The 24,780-nt window shown below is 46.8% G+C and carries 22 protein-coding genes, 1 tRNA gene and 1 riboswitch; of the genes, 6 read left to right on the forward strand and 17 right to left on the reverse strand.

All coding sequences use genetic code 11. From position 1 onward, the window contains the following. Positions 1-11: 11 nt before the first annotated feature. The 5 genes from dapE to HMPREF2560_RS00605 form a co-directional block, all read right to left on the reverse strand. Positions 12-1,145 (reverse strand): succinyl-diaminopimelate desuccinylase, encoded by a 1,134-nt coding sequence (gene dapE, locus HMPREF2560_RS00585; protein WP_070606900.1) that lies wholly within the window; start codon positions 1,143-1,145, stop codon positions 12-14. A 112-nt stretch (positions 1,146-1,257) separates the two neighbouring features. Next, positions 1,258-1,878: a glucose-6-phosphate 1-dehydrogenase family protein gene (locus HMPREF2560_RS00590; RefSeq protein WP_070606903.1), complete on the reverse strand. Its 621-nt coding sequence runs from the start codon at positions 1,876-1,878 to the stop codon at positions 1,258-1,260. Positions 1,879-1,912: 34 nt separating this feature from the next. Beyond that, positions 1,913-2,422 carry a hemerythrin domain-containing protein gene (locus HMPREF2560_RS00595; protein WP_070606906.1) on the reverse strand — a complete coding sequence of 170 codons (510 nt, stop codon included), beginning with the start codon at positions 2,420-2,422 and terminating at the stop codon, positions 1,913-1,915. Between the two features lie 92 nt (positions 2,423-2,514). Next, positions 2,515-3,093: an azurin gene (gene azu / locus HMPREF2560_RS00600; protein WP_003748712.1), complete on the reverse strand. Its 579-nt coding sequence runs from the start codon at positions 3,091-3,093 to the stop codon at positions 2,515-2,517. 291 nt (positions 3,094-3,384) lie between these two features. After that, entirely contained in the window at positions 3,385-3,807 is a 423-nt protein-coding gene (locus HMPREF2560_RS00605; RefSeq protein WP_070607374.1) for a DciA family protein, read from the reverse strand. Positions 3,808-3,961: 154 nt separating this feature from the next. Between HMPREF2560_RS00605 and secA the strand changes: the two genes are divergently transcribed. From secA to HMPREF2560_RS00620, 3 genes are all read left to right on the forward strand, one after another. After that, positions 3,962-6,715 carry a preprotein translocase subunit SecA gene (gene secA, locus HMPREF2560_RS00610; RefSeq protein WP_070606909.1) on the forward strand — a complete coding sequence of 918 codons (2,754 nt, stop codon included), beginning with the start codon at positions 3,962-3,964 and terminating at the stop codon, positions 6,713-6,715. A 132-nt stretch (positions 6,716-6,847) separates the two neighbouring features. Next, on the forward strand, positions 6,848-7,948 hold the full coding sequence (gene aroC / locus HMPREF2560_RS00615; RefSeq protein ID WP_070606911.1) for a chorismate synthase: 1,101 nt from the start codon (positions 6,848-6,850) through the stop codon (positions 7,946-7,948). A gap of 117 nt (positions 7,949-8,065) precedes the next feature. Beyond that, entirely contained in the window at positions 8,066-8,503 is a 438-nt protein-coding gene (locus HMPREF2560_RS00620; protein WP_070606914.1) for a ProQ/FINO family protein, read from the forward strand. Positions 8,504-8,831: 328 nt separating this feature from the next. On the opposite strand, the gene HMPREF2560_RS00625 is transcribed toward HMPREF2560_RS00620, so the two are convergent. Then, positions 8,832-10,406 carry an inorganic phosphate transporter gene (locus HMPREF2560_RS00625; protein WP_070606917.1) on the reverse strand — a complete coding sequence of 525 codons (1,575 nt, stop codon included), beginning with the start codon at positions 10,404-10,406 and terminating at the stop codon, positions 8,832-8,834. A 153-nt stretch (positions 10,407-10,559) separates the two neighbouring features. Between HMPREF2560_RS00625 and HMPREF2560_RS00630 the strand changes: the two genes are divergently transcribed. Continuing rightward, positions 10,560-11,663 carry an anhydro-N-acetylmuramic acid kinase gene (locus HMPREF2560_RS00630; RefSeq protein ID WP_070606921.1) on the forward strand — a complete coding sequence of 368 codons (1,104 nt, stop codon included), beginning with the start codon at positions 10,560-10,562 and terminating at the stop codon, positions 11,661-11,663. A gap of 63 nt (positions 11,664-11,726) precedes the next feature. Here the strand turns inward: HMPREF2560_RS00630 and HMPREF2560_RS00635 are convergent, their stop codons facing one another. From HMPREF2560_RS00635 to rlmD, 9 genes are all read right to left on the reverse strand, one after another. Further along, a complete protein-coding gene (locus HMPREF2560_RS00635) occupies positions 11,727-13,286 on the reverse strand; it encodes a TerC family protein (RefSeq protein ID WP_070606924.1) in 1,560 nt (519 codons plus the stop codon). Positions 13,287-13,739: 453 nt separating this feature from the next. Next, complete coding sequence (locus tag HMPREF2560_RS00640; protein WP_063069136.1) at positions 13,740-14,135, reverse strand: hypothetical protein; 396 nt, start codon at positions 14,133-14,135, stop codon at positions 13,740-13,742. Positions 14,136-14,380: 245 nt separating this feature from the next. Continuing rightward, positions 14,381-14,456: transfer RNA gene (locus tag HMPREF2560_RS00645), tRNA-Asn, on the reverse strand. A gap of 98 nt (positions 14,457-14,554) precedes the next feature. Next, on the reverse strand, positions 14,555-14,914 hold the full coding sequence (locus tag HMPREF2560_RS00650) for a roadblock/LC7 domain-containing protein (RefSeq protein WP_003679682.1): 360 nt from the start codon (positions 14,912-14,914) through the stop codon (positions 14,555-14,557). 39 nt (positions 14,915-14,953) lie between these two features. Then, entirely contained in the window at positions 14,954-15,595 is a 642-nt protein-coding gene (locus HMPREF2560_RS00655; RefSeq protein ID WP_003679679.1) for a hypothetical protein, read from the reverse strand. Position 15,596: 1 nt separating this feature from the next. Then, positions 15,597-16,133 (reverse strand): GTP-binding protein, encoded by a 537-nt coding sequence (locus tag HMPREF2560_RS00660; RefSeq protein WP_003748733.1) that lies wholly within the window; start codon positions 16,131-16,133, stop codon positions 15,597-15,599. 10 nt (positions 16,134-16,143) lie between these two features. Continuing rightward, on the reverse strand, positions 16,144-17,247 hold the full coding sequence (locus tag HMPREF2560_RS00665; protein ID WP_049330701.1) for a response regulator: 1,104 nt from the start codon (positions 17,245-17,247) through the stop codon (positions 16,144-16,146). 23 nt (positions 17,248-17,270) lie between these two features. Next, positions 17,271-18,746 (reverse strand): 23S rRNA methyltransferase, encoded by a 1,476-nt coding sequence (locus HMPREF2560_RS00670; protein ID WP_070606926.1) that lies wholly within the window; start codon positions 18,744-18,746, stop codon positions 17,271-17,273. Positions 18,747-18,870: 124 nt separating this feature from the next. After that, positions 18,871-20,196 (reverse strand): 23S rRNA (uracil(1939)-C(5))-methyltransferase RlmD, encoded by a 1,326-nt coding sequence (gene rlmD, locus HMPREF2560_RS00675; protein ID WP_070606928.1) that lies wholly within the window; start codon positions 20,194-20,196, stop codon positions 18,871-18,873. 140 nt (positions 20,197-20,336) lie between these two features. Between rlmD and HMPREF2560_RS00680 the strand changes: the two genes are divergently transcribed. Continuing rightward, on the forward strand, positions 20,337-21,398 hold the full coding sequence (locus HMPREF2560_RS00680; RefSeq protein WP_070607377.1) for a L,D-transpeptidase: 1,062 nt from the start codon (positions 20,337-20,339) through the stop codon (positions 21,396-21,398). A 94-nt stretch (positions 21,399-21,492) separates the two neighbouring features. Here HMPREF2560_RS00680 and queC read toward each other — a convergent pair whose 3' ends face one another. Then, the gene (gene queC / locus HMPREF2560_RS00685; protein WP_070606931.1) at positions 21,493-22,152 is read right to left on the reverse strand and encodes a 7-cyano-7-deazaguanine synthase QueC; all 660 of its coding nucleotides are present in this window, start codon (positions 22,150-22,152) and stop codon (positions 21,493-21,495) included. A 3-nt stretch (positions 22,153-22,155) separates the two neighbouring features. Continuing rightward, a riboswitch (PreQ1 riboswitch) is annotated at positions 22,156-22,201 on the reverse strand. A 71-nt stretch (positions 22,202-22,272) separates the two neighbouring features. On the opposite strand from queC, the gene HMPREF2560_RS00690 reads away from it, so the two are divergent. Continuing rightward, on the forward strand, positions 22,273-22,872 hold the full coding sequence (locus HMPREF2560_RS00690; RefSeq protein WP_070606934.1) for a CDP-alcohol phosphatidyltransferase family protein: 600 nt from the start codon (positions 22,273-22,275) through the stop codon (positions 22,870-22,872). Between the two features lie 139 nt (positions 22,873-23,011). Here HMPREF2560_RS00690 and HMPREF2560_RS00695 read toward each other — a convergent pair whose 3' ends face one another. Then, positions 23,012-24,658, reverse strand: coding sequence for a Pycsar system effector family protein (locus HMPREF2560_RS00695; protein WP_283122229.1), 1,647 nt, complete (start codon positions 24,656-24,658; stop codon positions 23,012-23,014). Positions 24,659-24,780: the final 122 nt, after the last annotated feature.

Consider the following 24,780-nt stretch of genomic DNA (forward strand, 5'->3'; position numbering starts at 1 on the left):
GACGGCCTTTTTCACTTCAACAAACGTTTCAACATACCTTCATACACTGCCGACAGCTTAGGAATATCTTCCAAACGTACGTTTTCGTTGATTTGGTGGATGGTCGCGTTGGACGGGCCTAATTCGATGAGTTCTGTGGCAATGGCTTTGATGAAGCGTCCGTCCGAAGTGCCGCCGGTAGTGGACAATTCGGCCTCAACACCACAAATCTCGGCAATGGCTTCGCGTGCCACGTCGGTCAGTTTTCCTGCCTGAGTAAGGAACGGCTGGCCTGAGCAAGACCACTGCAAATCGTATTGCACACCGTGTTTGTCCAAAATGGTATGAACGCGTTGCTTCAGACCTTCTTCGGTGGACTCGGTAGAGAAACGGAAATTGAATTTGACGTTCAGCTCGCCCGGAATCACATTGGTCGCGCCTGTGCCACCGTTGATATTGGAAATTTGGAAACTGGTCGGCGGAAAGTATTCGTTGCCCTCGTCCCAGACTTCTTGTGTCAGCTCCAGCAAGGCCGGGGCAAAAGTATGCACGGGATTGATTGCCAAATGCGGATAGGCAATATGGCCTTGCTTGCCTTTGACGGTCAGATTGCCCGACAGCGAGCCGCGGCGGCCGTTTTTCAACATATCGCCTAATTTATTCACGGCAGTCGGTTCACCGACGATACAGTAATCAATCAACTCGCCGCGCGCTTTCAACACATCGACGACTTTGGTCGTGCCGTCCAGCGCATCACCCTCTTCGTCCGAAGTAATCAGGAGCGCGATGCTGCCTTGATGATTGGGATTTTCGGCAACGAATCGCTCGCAGGCGGTAACAAAACAGGCAATGCTGGTTTTCATGTCCGCCGCGCCGCGGCCATACAGACGGCCTTCACGCTCGGTCGGTTCAAACGGGGGCGAATCCCATTTTTCAACAGGGCCTGTCGGCACAACGTCGGTATGCCCGGCAAAGCAGAACACCGGAGCCTGCGTACCGCGGCGCAACCAAACATTTTTGGTGTCTCCAAAATGAAGCTCTTCTACGGCAAAACCGATTTTTTGCAGGCGTTCGGCCAGCAGTTGTTGGCAGTTCTGATCATCCGGCGTAACGGACGGGCGGGAAATCAGCTCTTTGGCAAGTTCTAGGGATTTAGTTTCGGTCATATTTGTTCACTTTGAGAAACAGGCCATCTGAAACGTTCTGAATATGATTTTCAGACGGCCTTGAGTTCATTTGAAGATACTGAATGGGCAGTCTGCCTTTCGGTATTCTGAGTTATTTTCCATGGCAAGCTTCATAAAGTGGCAGTAAGTCTTCCACTGTTTCCACTATCCATTTCGCGACATCCTGCTTGCCTAAATCATCACGTTCGATGTGCTTCCCGATACAGAAGAAATCTTTGTCGTCTCGAAGCTTTCTATCGCCGTCGCTTTGCTGGGCGACGGTACGATAATCGTCATATTCGCTTTCCGCGCCGTGCCACATATCGAAGGAAGCGTATTTTTCAGTATCAAAATTATCTAGCCATCGGTTGTAATCGGGCAGCGCAATAGGTGAAACATCGGCTTTATAGCAGTGCCAATCCAAGCTGACGCTCAAACGGCGGCGGTTGAGCAAAATCGATAAAATCGCTGCGGAATTTTTATATTGTTCGTATTTAAAATAGGCAAAAAAATGAGCGCGTACCTGCCAGCCGTTACACCAGCGTTCGATATGCGGCGGCGCGAACGGTGCACCCAATTCGGCGGCAACCTGCTGGATTAGCTGCTGCCATACCTGCCAGTTTTCTTTATAGTCTACCTTGATTTGCGGAATGCTTTCAGGCTGGTATTTTTTAAGCTGGGAAAACTGGAAAAAAGGGATATTGAACAAATCGCAACTTTTTGGGGTCAGCATAGTGTATTCCTTGAGACGATTGTTTCAGACGGCCTTATTTGCGGCGGCGTGCGGCCATAATTTCGCCGATTTCGGTCAGTTTTTCTTTGGGGATAAAGGTTTTGCCCATATCAAACAGCGGCTCTTCAATCGCCAGATGAACATCATATCCTGCGACAAAGCGTTTGAACGTTTCCGCATCGGGGACATAGGCGTTGTCTGCTTCGAGTTTGGCGAATTCAGCCGCTACGCCGTCCCAGTTGCTATGCAGGCTGTCATGTTGGCGCAACAGCTCGTCAACGCTTTCTTGGGCTTGCGGCGCATATTGCAACAAAAGCGGAAAGAAGTTTTCTTCTTCATCTTCATGGTGTAACGGCGCGGCAACGTTGAAATACTGGGCAATTTGGCGGATAGTTTGCAAAACGACCTGATTGCAGCCGTTTTCGGCAATATAGTCCGACAACATGGCAACCTGGCTGCAGAAACGGCGTACTTTGCCATGACAGGCGTACAGCATTTCAATGGGTTCGGCAAAAGTAACGCTTTTGGTTTCAAACGGATTCATGGTTTTGAGGTTTTATTCTTAAATTAATGTTTCCAGATTATAACAAAACAGCCTGCGCAAGGCAGGCTGTCTGTTTTCGAGCTTTAGACGGATTAGTCAACCAAAGTAACTTTACCGTTCATCAAAGCGCCGTGACCTGGGAAGGTACAAGCGAATTTGTATTCGCCGCCAGCCAATTTAGCAGGATCCAGAGTCAGGGAAGCTTCTTCGCCGCCGCCAACCAGTTTGGTGTGAGCAACAACGCGTGCGTCGTCAGGTTTAACGTAGTCAGTTGCAGCAGCACCAGCACCGTCTTTGAAAATACCGTCCATGTCTTCGGCTTTACCAATGACGATGTTGTGACCCATGCTTTCTTTAGGTTGGGTACCGGTGTGTTTCAAAGTGATGGTGAATTCTTTACAAGCTTTGCTTACTTGGATTTCTTTAGTGTTGAACTGCATAGCGTCGTTGGCTTCAACAGTAGTTGCGCAGTTGCCGGCAGCAGGAGCGGCGGCAGCATCGGCTGGAGCAGCTTCAGAGGCAGGAGCGGCATCGGCAGGTGCAGTAGTTTCTGCAGGAGCAGCTTCAGAAGCAGCGGAAGCAGCAGGTGCTTCAGCAGGTTTTGCAGCTTCTTGAGAGCATGCAGCCAAGCCGATAACGGCAGCGGAAATCAGAGCCAGATAAGCTTTCATTGATGTATCTCCTAATGATGAGAGTCTTGTTAAGTTCTATTAATAGAACCCGCGCGAATATATTAACAAAGGCAAATGTCAAACTTAAACTTATTCACGCAGAGCGATAAGAAATTCAGGCGTTATTTTGCTACAAACTTCACACGAAATCAAAATTTCAGGCCAAGTTTACATCAGTTTACCTAAAAGAAAACAGTTACTGTTTAGGTCGTATTTCTTTAGTATTAGATGCTATCGGTCAAATGAAATAAGTTTTAACATTTATTAACCATAATCTCATTCGGCATGATTTTAGCGGCTGTGCTTGCGTACCAATTCTGCCAATGCCGCTGCCAATTCGGGATGCCTGCCTTCCAATTTGGCCGCAGCCGCATCGAAGCTGTCCAAAGCAGCCTCGCTCAATCGCAAGCTGTTGGTTTTCGGATGAGGAGGAGGTTTGGGGACCACCCTGACCGCCACTTCCCGTATTCCGTCATGCAATGCTTGCAACTTGGGCAACATGGCAGGCAGGATCATTTTCAAACGCGAAGCAGCCATATTGTTGGCGGCCAGCAAAACCAGTCTTCCGTCTTCTACGCAGGCCGTCTGAAAATGCGGATGCAGGTTGGCCGGCAAAACCGTTTTAACTTTTGCATCCAATTTCCGCCATTGTTGCGATTGTTGCAACAAGCCCGCCAGTAAATGATCGCGCTTGCCCAATTGTGCTAAATCCATATATTTCAGACGGCCTCTCAGTAAATTAACCAAACAATTACAATTGAAATACAGCAAAACTGCCTTTATTTCAAACAGCATTACCGCGTTATACAAGCGCTTGTGTTAAAATCCCAATTTCGCCCACTATTATATCAAGGCGCAGGAATTATTCATGCTGACAAACATTGCTAAGAAAATCTTCGGCAGCCGCAACGACCGCCTGCTGAAACAATATCGTAAATCCGTTGCTAAAATCAATGCACTCGAAGAACAGATGAAAGCGTTAAACGACGCAGATTTACAGGCCAAAACCGCCGAATTCAAACAACGCCTCGCTGACGGACAAACGCTAGATGATATTTTGGTTGAAGCCTTTGCCGTCTGCCGCGAGGCATCCCGCCGTGTATTGGGCATGCGCCACTTCGATGTACAGCTGATCGGCGGTATGGTTCTGCACAACGGCAAAATTGCCGAAATGCGTACCGGTGAAGGTAAAACTCTGGTGGCTACCCTTGCCGTTTACCTGAATGCATTATCAGGAAAAGGCGTACACGTCGTTACCGTCAACGACTACCTCGCCTCCCGTGACGCAGGCATTATGGAGCCGTTGTACAATTTCTTAGGCTTGAGCGTCGGCGTGATCGTAGCCGATTTGCAACCTTTCGAACGCCAAACCGCTTACGGTGCCGACATTACTTACGGCACCAACAACGAATTCGGCTTCGACTACCTGCGCGACAATATGGTTACCGACCAATACGACAAAGTTCAGCGCGAATTGAACTTTGCCGTTGTCGACGAAGTGGACTCCATTCTGATCGACGAAGCGCGTACGCCGCTGATTATTTCCGGCCAGGCAGATGACAACATCCAGCTCTACCGCGTAATGGATGCCGTTCCGGCCCACCTTATCCGCCAAGAAACCGAAGAAGGCGAAGGCGATTACTGGGTAGATGAAAAAGCACACCAAGTTATCCTGAGCGAAGCCGGTCACGAACACGCCGAGCAAATCCTGACCCAAATGGGCTTATTGCAGGAAAACGATTCACTCTACTCTGCCGCCAATATTTCCCTGATGCACCACCTCATGGCTGCATTGCGCGCGCATACCCTGTTCCACAAAGACCAACACTACGTTATCCAAGACGGCGAAATCGTGATTGTGGACGAATTCACAGGCCGTCTGATGGCCGGTCGCCGCTGGTCCGAAGGCTTGCACCAAGCCGTTGAAGCCAAAGAAGGCGTAGAAATCAAACGCGAAAACCAAACGCTTGCATCTATTACCTTCCAAAACTACTTCCGCCTGTACAGCAAACTGTCCGGCATGACCGGTACGGCCGATACCGAAGCCTTCGAGTTCCAAAGCATTTACAACCTCGAAACCGTCATCATCCCGACCAACCGTCCTGTACAACGCAAAGACTTCAACGACCAAATCTTCCGCTCAGCCGAAGAAAAATTTGAAGCCGTCGTCAAAGACATCGCCGAATGCCACAAAAACGGCCAACCGGTTTTGGTCGGTACAACCAGCATCGAAAACTCCGAACTGGTTTCTGACTTATTACATAAAGCAGGTCTACCACATAACGTTCTGAACGCTAAAGAACACGAGCGCGAGGCATTGATTGTGGCTCAAGCCGGTAAAGTCGGTGCAATTACCGTTGCCACCAACATGGCCGGACGCGGTACCGATATTGTCTTGGGCGGCAACCTCAAACATCAAATCGAAGCCATCCATACCGATGAAACCCTGAGCGAACAGCAAAAACAAGCGCAAATTTCTGCCCTTGAAAGCGGTTGGCAAGCTGAACACGACCAAGTTGTGGCCGCAGGCGGTTTGCATATTATCGGTACAGAACGCCATGAAAGCCGCCGTATCGACAACCAGTTGCGTGGTCGTGCCGGCCGTCAGGGCGACCCCGGCTCCAGCCGTTTCTATCTGTCGTTTGAAGATCCATTGTTGCGCCTGTTTGCACTCGACCGTGCCGCCGCCATCCTCAACCGCCTGGCACCCGAGCGCGGCGTTGCCATCGAACACGGCCTGCTGACCCGTCAAATCGAAGGCGCACAACGTAAAGTCGAAGGCCGCAACTTCGATATGCGTAAACAAGTTTTGGAATACGATGACGTTGCCAATGACCAACGTAAAGTGATTTACCATCAACGTAACGAAATCCTGACCAGCAAAGACGTCAGCGATTTGACCCGCGAAATCCGCGCCGACGTTGTCAGCGACTTGGTTGACTACCACATCCCACCTGACAGCATGGAAGAGCAATGGGACATTCCGGCACTGGAGCACCAACTTGCCGCCGATTTCCGCCTGCATGTCGATATCAAAGGCTGGCTGAAAGAAGACAGCACTTTGGACAACCAAGACATTAAAGAACGCCTCATCAAGCGCATCGAAGACGAGTATGCCGAAAAAGTCGAATTGGTCGGCAAACAGGCTATGTCAGACTTCGAACGCAATGTTATGCTGCAAGTTATCGACAACCAATGGCGCGAACACCTCGCCGCTATGGACTACTTGCGCCAAGGTATCCATCTGCGCAGCTATGCTCAGAAAAATCCGAAACAGGAATACAAACGCGAAGCTTTCGCTATGTTTGAAAACCTGTGGCGCGGTATCAAACAAAACATTGCCGCTTTGCTGACTGCCGTTCAAATCGAGCGCAATAGCGAATACGACCACACCGCCGCACAAAGCGTCAGCGATGTTCAAACCGTCCACTCCGATGCGCCTGATATGGAAGAACTGCTCGGCCAATCGCAAACCGATTTGGTTACCGAAGCGTTCGACCCTGACGGTACAGACTTCAGCCCTGAAGCGCTTGCACAAAACGGTCTGATTGTTCACCGCAACGATCCTTGCCCTTGCGGCAGCGGCCTGAAATACAAACAGTGCCACGGTAAATTGAACTAAGCAGTCATCTCAAAAGGCCGTCTGAACGGTGAAACGAGAATCTTTGATTTCGTTCTCACATCTGTTCAGACGGCCTGAGAATTATCCAAATAAGCAAAAAATTTCCAAACCCAATTTCAAAAGAGTATCCCTATGGCAGGCAATACCTTCGGACAAATCTTTACCGTTACCACTTTCGGCGAAAGCCACGGCGCAGGCTTAGGCTGCATCATCGACGGCTGCCCGCCAGGATTAGAATTGAGCGAAGCGGATATCCAGATTGACCTTGACCGCCGCAAACCCGGCACCAGCCGCCACGTTACCCAACGCCGCGAAGCCGACCAAGTCGAAATCCTCTCCGGCGTATTCGAAGGCAAAACCACCGGTACACCTATCGCCCTCCTAATTCGCAATACCGACCAACGCAGCAAAGACTATGGCAATATCGCCACCAGCTTCCGCCCCGGACATGCCGATTACACCTACTGGCACAAATACGGTACACGCGACTATCGCGGCGGCGGTAGAAGTTCTGCCCGCGAAACCGCTGCCCGCGTTGCAGCCGGAGCAGTTGCAAAAAAATGGCTGAAAGAAAAATTCGGCACGGAAATCACCGCCTACGTTACCCAAGTCGGCGAAAAAGAAATCCAGTTTGAAGGCTACGAACATATTTCCCAAAATCCTTTTTTTGCAGCAAACCAAAGCCAAATTGAGGACTTAGAAAACTATATGGACAGCGTGCGCAAATCATTGGATTCTGTCGGCGCAAAACTTCATATCGAAGCAACCAACGTCCCTGTCGGCTTGGGCGAACCGGTTTTTGACCGCCTCGATGCAGAAATTGCCTATGCCATGATGGGCATCAATGCTGTCAAAGGTGTGGAAATCGGTGCAGGTTTTGATAGCGTAACGCAACGCGGCAGCGAGCATGGCGACGAACTCACGCCTCAAGGTTTTCTATCCAACCACTCAGGCGGCATCTTGGGCGGCATCAGCACCGGACAAGACATTCATGTGAATATTGCCATTAAACCGACCAGTTCCATCGCCACACCGCGCCGCAGTATTGATATAGAGGGCAACCCTGTCGAACTTGCCACACACGGCCGCCACGACCCCTGTGTCGGATTACGCGCTGCTCCGATTGCAGAAGCCATGCTGGCCTTGGTATTGATTGACCACGCCTTACGCCATCGTGCGCAAAATACCGACGTACAGGTCAATACACCAGACATCGCCAAACTGGGAAAATAACCGTTTATTTCTGAATATTCTCAGAAAAATTTAGCCAAATCACAGTCTTTATACTACAATAGCACCTTATTGCCGTATGAAGAAAATACGGATTTATATTAGAGGAATACAACCGCAATGGCACAAGAAACCGCTTTGGGCGCTGCGCTGAAATCTGCCGTCCAAACTATGAGCAAGAAAAAACAGACAGACATGATTGCCGACCACATTTACGGCAAATATGATGTATTCAAACGATTCAAACCGTTGGCCGTCGGTATCGACCAAGACTTGGTTGCCGCCCTGCCCCAATACGACCCTGCACTGATTGCACGCGTACTGGCCAACCACTGCCGCCGTCCGCGCTATCTAAAAGCCCTGGCTCGTGGCGGCAAACGTTTTGACTTGAACAACCGCTTCAAAGGCGAAGTCAGCGCAGAAGAACAAACCATCGCCCAACAGCACCCAGCTGTTCAACAGGCATTGGCTGCACAAGCCGAACGCCAAGCCGCTAAGGCTACCGCTGAAGCAGAAACAGCTCCTGCACAAGCTGAGACCAACGAAGCTGCTGAATAATGTTCAGACGGCCTGATAAGGCTCATACTAAATAGAAAAACCCCAATTCGATACGGCACTTAAACGTCAATGAATTGGGGCTTTTTTATTGCCTTAACCTTATAATGGATTGATTAAAAATAGCTTTGTTTGCCCTCACTAAGCCCCAAAATCTTTTCTAAGCTATTCCCAATAAGGTATTTCTCTATTACCTTGATTATTCTTGTATCAGTTCAAACATTGAACAGCATTATTTGTTCAACATTAAAGCAAATTAAAATCTCCTCTTATAAACATAAAAGGCCGTCTGAAATATCTTTTAGACGGCCTTTTTAAATCAAATAATCAATTAAAACACGGCTTGCAAAACCAAATAGCTGACAACAGACAAAACGGCAGCGGCAGGCAAGGTAATTACCCAAGCAAGGCCGATCGGTTTCATCAATTTCCAGTTGGCATTGCGGTTAACCAAACCGATACCCAAAACTGCACCCACCAAGATATGGGTACTGGAAACAGGCAAGCCCATAAATGATGCAGCCATCACGACGGCGGCAGCAGAAAGCTCTGCTGAGAAGCCTGACGCGGGGTGCATTTCTGCCAAGCTGGTGCCTACGGTTTTAATCACTTCTTTACCGACAAACCACAAGCCGACGATCAAAGCGATACCGAAAGTCAACATGGCAATCGGAGGCACAGCGTTTTGAGCGGTAATGCTGTTGGTACGCAATACATCCATAATCGCGGCAAACGGACCAATCGCATTGGCAATATCGTTCGCACCATGGCTGAATGCAAAACCGCAAGCAGTAAATACCTGCATCCATGAGAACATTTGGAAAGTCGATTTATCCAAATCTTTGCGTTTTAAACTTTTGGCAAATACAAACGTACCCATCCAAATAGCCGCGCCGATCATGAAAATGGTCAGGAAGCTGTTGACATTGCTCATACCCAAATGCAGATTTTTCAGACCTTTGAAAATCAACATGGCCGCAATCATCATGCCGCCGACAGAAGCGATAAACGGCACCCAGGAATGCAGGGCTTTATAAGAATCTACTTCGCCCTTACGGCTGTCAAAGCGGTGCAGACCGCGATAATACTCAGACTGCAATTCTTCAGGATCAAAGTCCGGCTCATCATAAATTTGGGCATCGTGCGCCATTTTGGTGGCGTATTCGACTTTTTCAGATTCACTCAAGGCTTCAAAAAACAGGCGGTGTTCTTCTTTATAGGCTTTCTTCTCCAACTTGATGCCTTTGAGCGTATTATCGGCCCAAGAGTTGTAGTCCAAAACGTTTTTCTTAATTCGTGAAAACAATAGATAGGAAACGATGCCGCCCAATACCGGAGACAAAATCCAAGACAAGGCAATTTCGCCCAACTTGTCCCATTGAATCAGCGCAACGGAATCCACACCGTTCAATGCCGCCATACACAGGGCACTACCGACGATACCGCCGATAATGGCATGTGTCGTGGAAACCGGCAGACCTTTGTGTGATGCGAAAAGCAGCCACAATGCCGCAGCCAAAAGCGCAGACATCATAATAAAGACAAACTGCATCGGATCCAGATGCATGCCATTCAAATCGACAATACCCTTACGGATGGTATCTGTTACCTCGCCACCGGCAATCACTGCGCCGCTGACTTCAAATACTGCCGCAATCAGCAAAGCTTGCGGAATAGTCAATGTGCCGGAGCCGACACTTGTACCGAAAGAGTTGGCAATATCGTTACCACCCACATTAAACGCCATGAAGACGCCGAAAAAGGTAGCAAGGATAAACAGGCCGGAGTGGTTGTAGTGGGTATAACCTAGGCCCCAATAAATAAAATAGCCGACCATGCTCACAAGCATAGCGGCAAAAACCGTATTAATCAGCTTCAAGTTCGCACTCGACTGAGTTTGAGCCATGGAAAGTTTCCTTTTGGAAAACATGTTGAGTCGCGTTATTTTAACCTTTTTGTAATCTTTCTTGCACCAACTATTTACATTAAATGCCGAAATTCCCGTAAAAACGTCAAAAGGCGTTAAAATGTCGTTTTACCTTCTCTTTCTGTAACCGAAATGCAACCCCAATACTATATCGGTATCATGTCAGGAACCAGCATGGACGGTGCCGATGCCGTACTGATTCAAATGCAGAGCAAGCAATGGCAACGTGCTGTCGCCCACAGCTTTCTACCCTATTCAGACGGCCTGCGCCAAGAATTGTTGGCACTGCAAGACATAGGCGAAAATGAATTGCACAGAAGCAATATCCTGGCGCAAACACTCAGCCGCCTATACGCCCAAACCGTCCAGCAACTATTGGCAGAACAAAACCTGTCGGCCAAAGACATTGCCGCGATCGGCTGCCACGGACAAACCATCCGCCATGCGCCTGAACACGGTTACAGCATTCAACTGGTTAACCTCCCCCTGTTAGCCGAACTGACCGGCATTTTCACGGTCGGTGACTTCCGCAGCCGCGACCTTGCCTGTAATGGCCAAGGTGCGCCCCTCGTCCCAGCCTTTCACGAAGCGCTGTTTCGAGATGCGAATGAAACCCGCGCCGTACTCAACATTGGTGGCATTTCCAATATCAGCATCCTTCCACCCGACAGCCCTTCTTTCGGCTTCGATACCGGCCCCGGCAATATGTTGATGGATGCATGGATGCAACATATTTGGCAGCAGCCTTACGACAAAAACGGGGAAAAAGCCGCACAAGGCAAAATCCTCCCTGACCTGCTTGCGTCCCTGCTCGACCATCCTTACTTCAGCCGTCCTTATCCCAAAAGTACAGGCCGAGAGTTGTTTTCCCTAAGCTGGCTTCAAGGTCGTCTGAAAGGTGATGAAAAGCCGGAAGATGTGATACGCACATTGGTCTTTTATACCGCACAAACCATTTTTGATGCGACCAAACAAGCTGCTCCGGCGATTCATCATCTTTATATCTGCGGCGGCGGCATCCGCAATCCGGTTTTGATGCAAGACTTGGAAACCCTGTTTTCTCCCGACACCAAATTGCACAGCACAGCCAAGCTCCATCTTGACCCGCAATGGGTGGAAGCCGCCGCTTTTGCCTGGCTTGCAGCCTGTTGGTGTAATCAAGTTCCGAGCAACCCCCGCCATGCAACCGGCGCACATTCACACCGAATTTTAGGCTCAGGACATTACGGCAACTAAAGTTGAATCAATAAAAAGGCCGTCTGAACATTTTCAGACGGCCTTTACTATATTAGCCTTTCCTTATTCTTCTTCCGGCAAACGATTAATTTTCACACGGGCAATTCGTTGTCCGTCCTTCTCAACCACTTCAAAACGCCAACCATGGTAATCGATGAAGTCACCCACATCAGGAATACTTTGCAATTCTTCCATGATCAAGCCGGCAACGGTATGGAAGTCCGCGTCTTCCTCTTGAGCAGGCAGATTTAATTGTGAAGCCAATTCCACATACTCCAATGCACCATCCACAGACAGCGTTTCATCCTGACTGGCTGGAGCAGCTTCTTCTTCCTCACGCTCGAATTCCTCGGGGAACTCACCGGCAATAGTTTCCAACAAATCTTTCATGGTCACCATACCCAACACCGCGCCAAATTCATCCACAACTAACGCATAATCCGCGCTGCTTTGACGGAACAATTCAATCGCATTTAACGCCGTCGTACTGTCCGGCAAAATCAATGGCTGGCGCAAGGCCGTCTGAATATTGATTTCTCCCGATTCAAGCAGCTGGTTCAGCAAATCTTTTTTACTGATATAGCCCAAAGGCTCATCTACACCTGCCTTACCGACAACCAACAAACGGCTATACGGCGTATTTTTCAACTGCGCATTTTGTTCTTCCCGACTTTGGGAAATATCCAATTTCTCGATTTCCCGACGCGGAATCATCACGCCCATAATCGGACGCTCCGCCAAAGTCAGCACGCTGCGAATCATAGATTTTTCGTTTTCTTCAAAATGCTCGTCATCGCCGCCATTATCGCCTGCTTTTGCCAAAATGCTTTCGCGGATACCCATCATACCCAACACATTTTCAGCGGTGCGTTTTCGCCAAGAAGTGCTGATGTAGTCATTTTTGCGGGCATTCTTTTGCGAAACCTGATTAAACAGTTCGATCAAAATCGAGAAGCCGATCGCCGCATACAAATAGCCTTTCGGAATATGGAAATGGAAGGCTTCCGCGATCAGGCTGAAACCAATCATCAACAAGAAACCCAGACACAACATCACAACGGTCGGATGCTTGTCCACAAAGGCAGTCAACGGTTTGCTGGCAGAAATCATCACAGTCATCGCCACAACAACCGCCCCCATTGCCACCACAATATGATCCACCATCGCCACTGCCGTAATAACAGAATCGATAGAGAAAACCGCATCCAAAATCAAGATTTGCGCCACAACGCCCCAAAAAGAAGAATGCTTCTTCTGCCCTTCAGCAACCGCAAATTGATTGTGGCCTTCAAGGCGTTCGTGCAGCTCGGTAGTCGCTTTATAAAGCAGGAAAATACCGCCGGCAAACATAATCATGTCTTTGCCGGAAATCTCCAAGCCGCCCAGCTCAAACAAAGGATGCGTCAGCGTCATGATGTGCGCCATAAAGCCAAGCATGAAAATCCGAATAACAACGGCCAAACCCAAGCCAGTTATCCGCGCCCTATCCCGTTGCGACGGCTTAACCTTGTTTGCCAAAATTGCTACGAAAACAAGGTTATCAATACCTAAAACAACTTCCAAAACCAGAAGCGTGGCAAAGCCTATCCAAGTATGCAGCTCGGCCAACCAACTGAAATCCATAATGATTGCGTTCCTTTAAAATACAAAAAGGCAGCCGTTCCGCTTAAAACGGACAGACTGCCAAATTTCGGGCATAAATAAAGGGAAAGAAGCGGTATAACAACTACTCTGCTCTGCGTCTTTCATGAAAAATTTATGCCTCGGTCAACAATAATGGCAAACAGTTTATCAGTTTGACGAAAGAAAGGCAAAGTCTGACAGCATATTTTCTTTTAAAAACAGCCTACAGCTGCCAATCAATCACTTTCTCCAGCTTTAACAAAAGGAATCGGTCGATGTATTTGTTGATCATAGTTTGTTCGGTTTGCTGAAAGAAGATTCTTATAAGGAATTCCCTAAATGCCTGGGTAAAAACTTAGGTTTTTTTACTAAGGTCTCAAGCCGTCTGAAAATTGGGATTTTTTCAGACGACACGGTTTATATAGACAATAATTTTCTTAGAAAATATAACGATTATATTCTTTCAGAAATTACGGATATACTTAATCTCCATACAGTTAAAGTAATTAATCTGCCATCTAAATAAGAATATTCTAATTGAAGAGCATCATCTTCAAAGCAAATATTTCCAGCTGTAAATGTATTGCCATCTAGCCTACCTGTTATCTTATATTGTGTACTATCACCTATTCTTTCAAAAGGAATAATAACAGATTCATCTGTATTAACCTCTTCCAATATAAACTCATCAATAATGAAATAGTCAAGTTCCACATTGTAAACTTTATTCACTTCAATAGCCATTGGACAACAATTAAGGAAACAATATAGATCGTTATTTTCTATAGAAAAATATGCAAATTCCTCAATTGTTTCATCCATTTTTTTTAGCTTTGCTGAGTAAATCATTTTTAACCTTTCATAAATTATTTTACTTCATAAATTATTTTATCTTTTGGATTGCTACGATTTATAGCTTTCCAAAACTCTTTTCCACTTTTCACATGGATGGTTGTGGTGTAACCTTAATGATTTGTTCCTATAAAGGCTGATGAATTAAGTGTAATCATTTAATCAATTATCATCAAAATATCTTAAAATATTAACCAATAGATAAAATAAAAACCACCATACAAGATGGTGGTTTTCAAATCTGGCTCCCCGACCTGGGCTCGAACCAGGGACCTGCGGATTAACAGTCCGTCGCTCTACCGACTGAGCTATCGGGGAATTAAAGATGGAATTATATAGAAAATATCAGAAACCTGTCAAGCAACAATCTATATAAAAACAAAAATATTTTTATATCTTTTTAATTTATAAAACTTTTATAAGATTTCAGCAATTTGTTTGGCCGCACGTTTCGCATCCAACAAAATCAAGCCCAATTTACCGCTTTCTTTTGCCATCAATGCCAACACTGCATTTTCACCTGCTTGACTCAACAGAATATAGCCATTTTTACCTTTAACCATTACCTGATCCAACTCACCGCAAGCCAACTCATGTACGGAACGATTGCCCAATGCCAGAAGCGTTGCCGACATCGCACCTACACGATCTGCATTCAAGTGGGAAGGCAGCATGGTTGCGATCGGCAGGCCGTCTGTAGAAATAACTGCAGAAGCAGTGATATCAGCAGAGGTATTGTTCAAATCGCTTAATACAGAGATTAATAGTTGTTGCATAGTCGCTCCATTCTAAAATAAATATCGGTCAGGCAAAAATCAACGGCTGCCGTATCGGTGGTACAGCACTTTAACCAAAGTAACAAAAGCCTCTTTATTTAAGTCAGGCATTCCGCCAATTACCAAAATCAGCTTGGTCATGCCAATATACAGAGGGAAAAAGGTCAATTCACTTTGGCCTGAAGGATCACAAATACCCCATGCGCTATTATTGATATGCAGGTTATTGCGAATCAAAAGACGGTGATTGTCTTCCATTTTGGCCACTTCGCTCGCCAAAAGGCCCAACTCTTCCGCAGCCTCGTGATGGAAATTGGCATTGGCAAAATACAAACCGTTTTCATCAGCCAGCAAAGCTTTGCCAGAATTGGACAACTGTTCCAACAATGTAGGCAATTGCTCGTCAGTCAAATGGATATCGTCTGTGCTGATTTCCTCATCACCATACAAAAATTCTAAGCGTTGGAGGCGGTATAGCAGGTTCAAAGCGGTATTGATGTCGCTGGTATCCGCCCACGCCAAGATTTTTTCGCTGCTGATGGTTTCAGACGGCTCTGCACGCAACAGACCATACAATAAAGTTCTGCTGGCACTGGGCGTATCACTTGAAACAGCATAATACGCACCCGCCGGTGTAATCTTAGGATATAAATTTGCTTGTAAAGAGAGTGTCGCTTCCATCTTATACCTCTAATCCGGGGTCAATTGAGAACAACATGGCAGTAACCAATTGTTTCACATCGTCTTCTCGACGCGCATCAATCTCAAAAACCGGTACATTAAAATTATTCTGTGCTAAATATTTTTGATAAACATCCACGCTTGGTAAGGATCGGATATCCATCTTCGTTACCCCTACAACCAGAGGAGCTTTTTTCAGCAACTCCCGGAATGCATCCAAGAAGAATTGCAAATCTTTCAATGGATTGCTTCTTGTATTATCCAAAAGAAGCACCAAGCCCATACTACCTTGGCTCAGAATTTCCCACATGAAATTAAAACGCTCCTGACCAGGCGTACCATAAAGGTGAACCTTGGTTTCCTCATCCAAATGAATGACACCGTAGTCCATCGCCACAGTCGTGTACCCCTTGCGGACAAGTGTCATATCAGATGCGGATGCATCGGTTTGAACTGGTGGTTCATCAGATAAAGCTGAAATTGCAGTGGTTTTACCTACGCCAACAGGACCGGTAAAGATAATTTTATTTTCTTTCATGACGTGTCCTTTACGATTTACCCAGCAACTTACGCATCAGGCGTTGCAACAGGCCGCGAGGTTGTTCTTTCGACGGACCGGCAATTTTTTGAGCCTCTTTGCTCATTGCTGTTTCAGGTACGTCTTTGCTATTCACATCAATCTGTTCATTCAACGAAGGCGTATTGTTCGCATCAGTTGCAAACTCTGTATCTGTCGCCAAAAAGCCTGTCATATATGTTGCCGATAAATAGTTCAAAATATCAGGCATTTCTAAAGGCATGACTTTATAGAGGATGTTCAGATTAACAGACGTTTTTGTCAGAAATGCCGACAGACGCATAGATTCCGGAACATGTGCCAAACGGGTTAAGTTTGGCCAACGCTTGAGTGTAAAAACAGTTTGCGGCGTCATCGGATAAATCAGACGGCCTGATGCAGTCCAAATAGCCATTTGCCACAAGCATGACATAATGGTGACTTTGGCTTTTTCTTTCCATTGAGGATTATCAGGAACAGCCTTACACACGACAGCCAAGTTATCGTTCTTACACAATTTCTCCAACTCATTGGCACTGACTGTCAACAGTACTCGCTGGATACTAGGAAACACGATTAATATCGGCTTGCCTTCATGCAAGACGGCAATATCTTGGTGTCCTTGACTGGCAAATTTCAGCGCGCCCAACAAGCCTTTATTTGGATTAAATCGGCGAATGGTTGCTTTTCTTGTGCCATCGGAATTTGATTGTCTTTTATTCTCTTCAGCCGCTTGTTGCTCAGACGGCTCAAAAACATTGCCGCCTTGAGCCAGGCTACGCAAAACAGGAAATAAGGTATCGAATTTGACCGGCTTAGCCAAATAAGGAGTCGTTACGGTTGGCAATTCAGAAGAAAACATTGCCACAGGCACTTCCGGATAAGTTTTCTTCGACTCTTTCCAAGCTTCTACACCTGCCGGGGTATCGGTATCAACCAATACCAAATCCGGTTTTTCATCAGAATCAGGGGAAACGATGACGTAATTCGTCGTATTGTGCATTTTAAATGCCATACGGAATACCGCCTGCTGTTGCTCACCCATCTCCTGTAACATAACCCGTATGGTTTTAATTTTTGGTAAATGATTATTCATCACTCGTACTTTCTACGATTATCTTATTTTTTTGAATATTGGTTCATTCGTTGCAAGAGACGGCTCATTGCCAAGACAACCTCTTCAGGCAGGCTGACAACACGTTCACGCAACAAGCGCAGAAATTGTTCCAAACGTCCCCAATCTTCAACGCGTTCGTACAAATCAAACAAGATAATGTACAACTGCGATTCTTGAGGATACTGCAAAACAGCCTGTTCCAAAGTACCGATGGCCAAATCCAACTGACCGTAGGCCAACAAAGATTCCACTTCTTTCAAAGCTTCATCAGCTGGTGAAGAGCTGGCGCTGATGATTGAAGAGTCTTTTTGAACCAACTCACGATATTTGGCTTTCATCTGCAAAGAACTTGGCTGAATATAACCGCGCTTTAAGCCAATCTCTTTAATTTGCTGTTCAGACGGCCCTTTTTCCAAATCATCAAAAATTTCGTGATAACCGAGGCTATAACCCCAACCAAGCATACGTTCTTTTACTTGACGGCCATATTGACCCAAAGAGTGGTAAAGCTTCCACAGATGCTTGGCAAACTGCCCTACTTCTTCATTCTGATAATCCAGACGCAAGGCATCGATAATGAGACCAGCAGGCTTCGCAGAAGTTTGGATTGCTTTGTTGTATTGATGCAAAGCAGTCTCGTAGCTAATCTTGTCTTTCAGGATTTTTGCACTACGCTCCGGTTTGGCAAAACCAATAACCGCACCCATCTCTTCAGGACTGATTTCGCCAAAATCTTTCTTGCCTAATACGATAGGCGCACGTTTGCCCATACCCGGAACGACAATGCGTTCAACCGAATCGTTCTCAAAGGCAATATGCTCGTCGGAAGCAACTTCCAAACCGCTGTGTTCGCCAATTTGACGGTCCACTTCCTGCATATTCCAACCAAGATGATGCTCGGCGAAAACACGCAGGCGCAGGTTGGTAGAATCCAAAGCCAGACCGGCTTTCAGGTATTCAGCTACACTGTCTTCAGAAAGGGAAGCACTATGACGCTCAAGTGTATCCGCCAGCATGTCGATATTGCCGACTCGCAGATTCAAACCAATTAATTCATGAACCAGTTTTTCTGGAGCGCCGTCTTCCAAAGTATTGAGATAACCGGCCAAAGACTCCGCTGCTTTGCTCTCATAGCCGAACTGTTTATAAACCTGATATTCGGTCAACGGATCAACTTCTTGTGCGGAAACAGAAGCTGTTGCATCGTTTGAGCCGCTTCCGCCCCATTCCCAGTCTTGATTATCCACATTGGAAACTGTCTGGTTGACTTTCTCAATCCAGTCGTTTCCATCCTCAGAGGAGGCTGTATGAGCAGCAGATGTACGGCCGCTTTTTGATGCATGTGCGCTTTGTTTGTCTGAATTGTTACTTTGTTTATGACGAACAAAAAACAACACCAGCAAAAAAAGCACCAGCAAAAAAATAGTTAAAAGTTGATAGTTCAAGAACACCTCCCGGTCTTGTGCTGCAAACTGCATTTATTAACATCTGTTGCTTTACACGCAACTTCAACGTTATGAATTCCCCAAACGAATGATGATAACATGAATGCACTCATTTTTACATTAAAAACCCTACTCACATAAAGGACTTGATACCAATTTACAACTCAAACACACCGATGGATTCAACATGCGAGGTTTGTGCAAACATATTCATGATTCCCGCCGCCTTAAACTTATAGCCCTTATCAACCAAGACACCGGCATCTCGTGCAAATGTTGATGGATTACACGAAACATACACTATCTTCTGCGGTAAAAACGGTTTGTGTAGCGATTTGACAACAGCATAAGACCCGCTTCTCGGCGGATCGAGCAACATCTTGTCAAATTGCCCCCACGACTCGACAGTCTTTTCATCGGTATCGAATAAGTCTGCAACAGAAAACGTCATATTCTCGGCACAACGATTCAGGCGAGCATTTTCCCTTGCCCTATCCACCAAATAATCGGCACCTTCAATACCGACAACCGATGCGCCACTTTTCGCCAGTGGCAAACTGAAATTGCCCAAACCGCAAAACAGATCGGCAATCCGCTCCCCCTTTTGAGGGTTTAAAAGTCTGACAGCCCTTGCTACCATCACTTCGTTCAGCTGCGCATTAATCTGCGTAAAATCACCGGGTTTGTAAGGCATTTCCACATCAAACTGAGTAAAAGTATAGTTCAGGTCAGGCGCGTTCTCAGGGTAAAATGGCAAGGACTCGGCATGATCTTGCAACCATATTTGCCATGCCTTTTCAGTACCCGACAATATCTTATCAAACCAATTACGCAATTCGCTTAATATTTGTCCAAACGGTTGATTTACGAAACGAATGTTGAGCACCGTCACATTTTTCCCGCAATAAAACTCAACAAATTTTACTTTTACACCTTCATCATGCAGCTTTTGCAACAAATTGCGGACATCAGGCAATCTATCGGACACATGCTTAGGCAAAATCTGGCAATGGCGGATATTGACGACATCATGGCTTTTTTTGGCCTGAAAACCAAGTTTCAGACGGCCTTTTTTATCCACCGAAACACTTAAACGCGCCCTATCGCGATAATACCAGGAGTAACCATATAAGGGAGGTAAAATTATTTCTGGTTTGACCTTACCTATCCGTTCTAACTGCTCTTCCAAAATCCGTTGCTTTAACGCAACTTGCGCTCCGAAAGAAACATGTTGAAGCGAACAGCCGCCACATGTATCAAAATAGCAACAGGCTGGTTCGACACGTTCGGAAGAAGCCTTCAAAACCTTTTCAACTTGAGCCTCGGCAAACTGCTTTTTCTCTTTATGTATGACAAACGTTACACGCTCTCCAGGCAGCGCACCGCCGATAAATACGGTCTTCCCATCAACTCTGGCAACACCCCTGCCCTCATAATCCAAAGAAAAAACTTCCGTCTCTTGATACTGTTCTTTCACACCCATACCGTTTCCGTCACTCAGCCGTTGCCCGACCGTTTGACTGTCTTCTAATACCGAAAGCGCATATTTTCTCACAAAAACACAGAGTTTCAGGTATCATGCGCCAAAAACTTTCATTTCAATCCCTACAAAAAAAAGACGACATGAAAAAATTATTCCTTGGCCTGACAGCCGCCCTTCTGACCTCGGCCACTGCTGCAAACACACTTATTCCAGACGTCTCCCCCGCCTCTTCCGGACAACACGTCGTTATCAATATTACGCAACAGCGTTTGTTCCTCTACGACAACGGTAAACTGAGCAAAATTTATCCTGTTGCCGTCGGCAAAGCCATGACCCAAACCAATCTGGGCGAACATAAAATCGGTGCAAAAGCCTACAACCCGGTTTGGCACATCCCTAAATCTATCCAAAAAGAACGCAATGACGGCGTTAAAAGCGTACCGGCCGGCCCAAATAACCCGCTGGGCCCGGTATTTGTCCGCCTTGGCGACCCTAAATTAAGCCTTGGCATTCACGGCACCAATGCCCCTGCCAGCGTACCCGGCGTCCGCAGCCATGGTTGCGTGCGCATGAAATCGCCTGATGCATTAGAATTCGCCAAAACCATCGCAACAGGTTCTCCTGCCTCCGTTATCTACCAAATGGCGAGCCTGAACGAAGATGCCAACCAAAACTTGTGGCTGGCTGCCTATCGTGACCCATACGACAAGAAAAACCTTGATACGGCTGCCCTGAAAAAAAGCATTGCCGCTTGGGCAAAAGCGCACGGTAAAACCATTCCAGCCGCGCGTGTGGATGCAATCCTGAAAGGACGCACCGGAGCGGCAAACTGTCTGACCTGCGCCAAAGGCGTAAAACTCAAATCGCCTTTAAAATCTTTGGCATGGACCAGCGGCACGGATGCTTACAGCAAACCAAAAGTCATGCCAAAACCGGCTCCTGCTAAAGATGTGGTATTGCCTCAAGGCACTGAAATCGAAGTCGATGCTACCGACGATACAAACAAGGCAGCATCCGAACCGAAACAAAGCGTTCGTCCGACTCCGGTGAAACCGGCAAAACCTGCTGCCAAACCGGCAACTACTCCTGCCGATACTCCTGCTTCTGCGCCTAAAGCCGCTTCCGAACCGGCTACTGCCCCTGCCTCTGCTCCTGTGAAAGATGCTCCGGCAAGCAGCGAACCGGCAGATTTGCTGTTCTAAGCAGAATAAAATACATAGCCAAAGGCCGTCTGAAATGAATTTTTCAGACGGCCTTTTCGTACAACTGGATATTGGAAAAAATGCCCCTCTTAATTCAGACGGCCTTTTTACTTTCCGAATATTCCGACAAACCACGCTCGCGCAAAATACAGCTCGGACATTCATGACAACCACCAACCACGCCGTTATAACAGGTATGCGTATGCTCGCGAATATAATCCAACACACCCATTTCATCCGCCAATGCCCAAGTTTGCGCTTTGGTTAAATACATCAAGGGCGTGTGGATTTGAAAAGCGTAATCCATGGCCAAGTTCAACGTAACATTCATCGACTTGACGAACACATCGCGGCAGTCGGGATAACCGGAAAAATCGGTTTCGCACACGCCGGCAATGATATGGCGTATTCCCTGCCCTTTGGCGTAAATAGCGGCGTAAAGCAAAAACAAAGCATTGCGTCCATCTACAAATGTATTGGGCAGGCCGTCTGAAGCTGTTTCAATGGACGCTGTATCATCCATCAACGCGTTATGCGTAATCTGTTGCATCAGGCTCAAATCGAGTACGGTCTGCTTCACGCCTAAATCTTGGGCAATCCAACGCGCGCGCTCCAATTCGATGGCGTGGCGTTGTCCATATTGAAAAGTGATGGCCTGCACATTTTCACGGCCATATGTTTGAATTGCCTGAATCAGGCAGGTTGTTGAATCCTGCCCGCCCGAAAAAATAACGAGGGCCTGCTGTTTTTCCATAGTAAATTCCTAGTTTTGTTAACGCGGGAGGTTTGCGAACCGCGTGATTTGAAGATTGACGGATTATAACGGATTTCGTCTATAATCACGGCACTTCATTTTCTTTTATATAGCATAATTATGAGCATCTACGCCCTGAAACCAAAATTTCAAAACCTGTTGCGCCCCATTGTTAAGCGACTGTATCAAAAAGGCATTACTGCTAATCAGGTCACTCTGTTTGCCTGCGCTGTTTCCATTTTGATCGGTTTACTTTTAGCATTGTTTGCAGGTGTATCCACATTATTCTGGCTTTTACCGATCTGGTTGTTCATCCGTATGGCACTGAATGCGATGGACGGTATGCTGGCACGGGAGTTCGGCCAACAATCGGCATTGGGCGGTTATTTGAATGAAATCACTGATATTGCCGCAGATGCTGCTTTGTATCTGCCTTTTGCCTTCATTGCACCTTTCGGCGGCGTACAAATTGCCCTGTTTATTTGGCTGGCGACAATGACTGAATTTTGCGGTGTTTTGGGACAAGTTCATGGCAACGGCCGTCGTTATGACGGACCATTCGGCAAAAGCGACCGCGCATTCTTTATCGGCGCCTTGGCCGTATGGTATGCAATCGACGGCAGCTTCCATTCAACTTTCTATATCCTTATGTGGCTGGCCTGCGCAGCATTGGTTTATACCTGCTACAAACGTGTCATCAATGGCTTGAAGGCCGTCTGAAACTTGTCCGCGTTCTTAGGTTAATCATCGTTAATTAGAGTGTCTAGACCCATTTCTCCGTTTTACTGAAAACAAGAAGGCCGTCTGAAACCGATAGTTTATGGTTTCAGACGGCCTTTTATTCAGTAGCCAAGATAACTTACTGTTTACCCAGTTGGCTGTAATCTACCAACATATACTTGGCAGTAATTTTCTGTGAAGCATTGCCTTCATCCCCCATCAGAATCATCTGCGGCTTGCCGTTAACGGTAATCGAATCGACGGCCTCAACGTTGGTGATGTGTTGCAGGTTAGGCAGAGAGATTTTTTGCGGTTCATCGGTCGGATTACCGCTCCAAGTCCACAGTTGTGAGAATTTCTGTCCATTCTCATCCTTCACTTCATTGGCAATCACGTAGGTTTTCAACACAGGATCATAGTTGAGGGAACGGATACCGCCGCCATCAATATCAATCACGGCCACTTCATCAAACTCAGGCTTGGCATTGCGCTCAAATACATCTTTCGGATTGCTGATAAACGCGACCAACGCCATGTTGTTGAACTCAGGATCACGGAATCCCAAAACGAGACGTTTTTTCACCGGATCAAACGCCATGCCCTCAATATTGATTTCTTCAAAAGAAACTTCTGCCTTGGTTCGCTCGCGAATCAAATCATGCAGCTTATGATCGGTTTCCAAAACTTGCGTCAGATTGTCGTAGCTGGTCAGCCCCAACACATTGCCGTCTTGAATTTTAAAGCGCATCAGGTGTTCGCGGTCAGGTGAGCGGTTGCCTTTACGGGTGCGCGAGTGTGAAGTCAGCGCGTAGATAAAGCCTTCATCGTCGCGAGCCAAGGCTTCCAAGTCGCTGAGACGACGTTTGAAACCGGTAATCACGCGCGTATCCAATGCCTCGTCTTCCACAAACCTGCCGGTTTTATCAATGCTGATGATACTGAACGCATGGTTGGGTTCGTCTTCCGCGATCAGCAACTTACCATCCGGAAGCTGTTGTACGGCAGAAGGCTCAAATACGCCGTTAAACATATTGATACCCAGCGAACGTAGCTCTGCCGCGTTGTTGGCCGGAGGCATCAGCAATGACGGCAGTGTTTTCACGCCGATAAATGCCGCCAACGAAGCCAGCAAACCCCAGCGGAATACCGCGTAAGATAAGTTAATGTATTTAAACTGCTTATCCGCCAACAAACCAAGCCAGTAAAGATGGTCGCTCATCTTTTCATAGATTTGTTTACGGTCGCCCATAATCTCCTGCATCATTTCCCAATATTGATCTTTTTGCAGTTTTACTCGGTCTTCATAAATCAAAATATTGGGTTGGCTGCCGCCAAAAAAGCGCGTTTCGGTACTGCTGAGACGGGTTTTCAAATCCCGCAGCTTAGAACGGCCGCGGACAAAATCCTTCAACCATGTACGCGCCGCCTGCATTTTGCCGATACGTTCCGGCGAAGCAGAAAGCAATGCAAACACGATAGACGCGGCGGCAGTAATCATAAACGTACTGGCCGGAATCAAAAATTCGGGCGACGATGAAAAAATAAACGCGCCCGAAATCATCAATGCAGAAACAATAAAACCATTGAGCGAAATCATAATGTTCGCTTTGGTTGCCGCCAGCGCCAACAATTCCATCTCCGAGCGTACGGCGTTGCGGAACATGGTTTCCACGCCCTTATTCGTACCCAACAAATCAGACGCATTTAAATCCTCGGCTTTATCTTTTTTCTTCTTCGCCTTGTCTTTTTTGCGTTTGGCTTTCTTCTCGTTTTTTTCAGACGGCATCTCAGGATGTTCAACTACTCCCTGACCTTCTACCGTTTCCTGAATTTCTACCGCAGCAGCCACAACCTCAACTTCATTTTCAACCACACCGTTTTGACTGTGATTCCAAAAATCAACATCCT

Origin of the sequence: Neisseria sp. HMSC078H04, from assembly GCF_001838135.1 — a bacterium.
GTDB lineage: Bacteria > Pseudomonadota > Gammaproteobacteria > Burkholderiales > Neisseriaceae > Neisseria.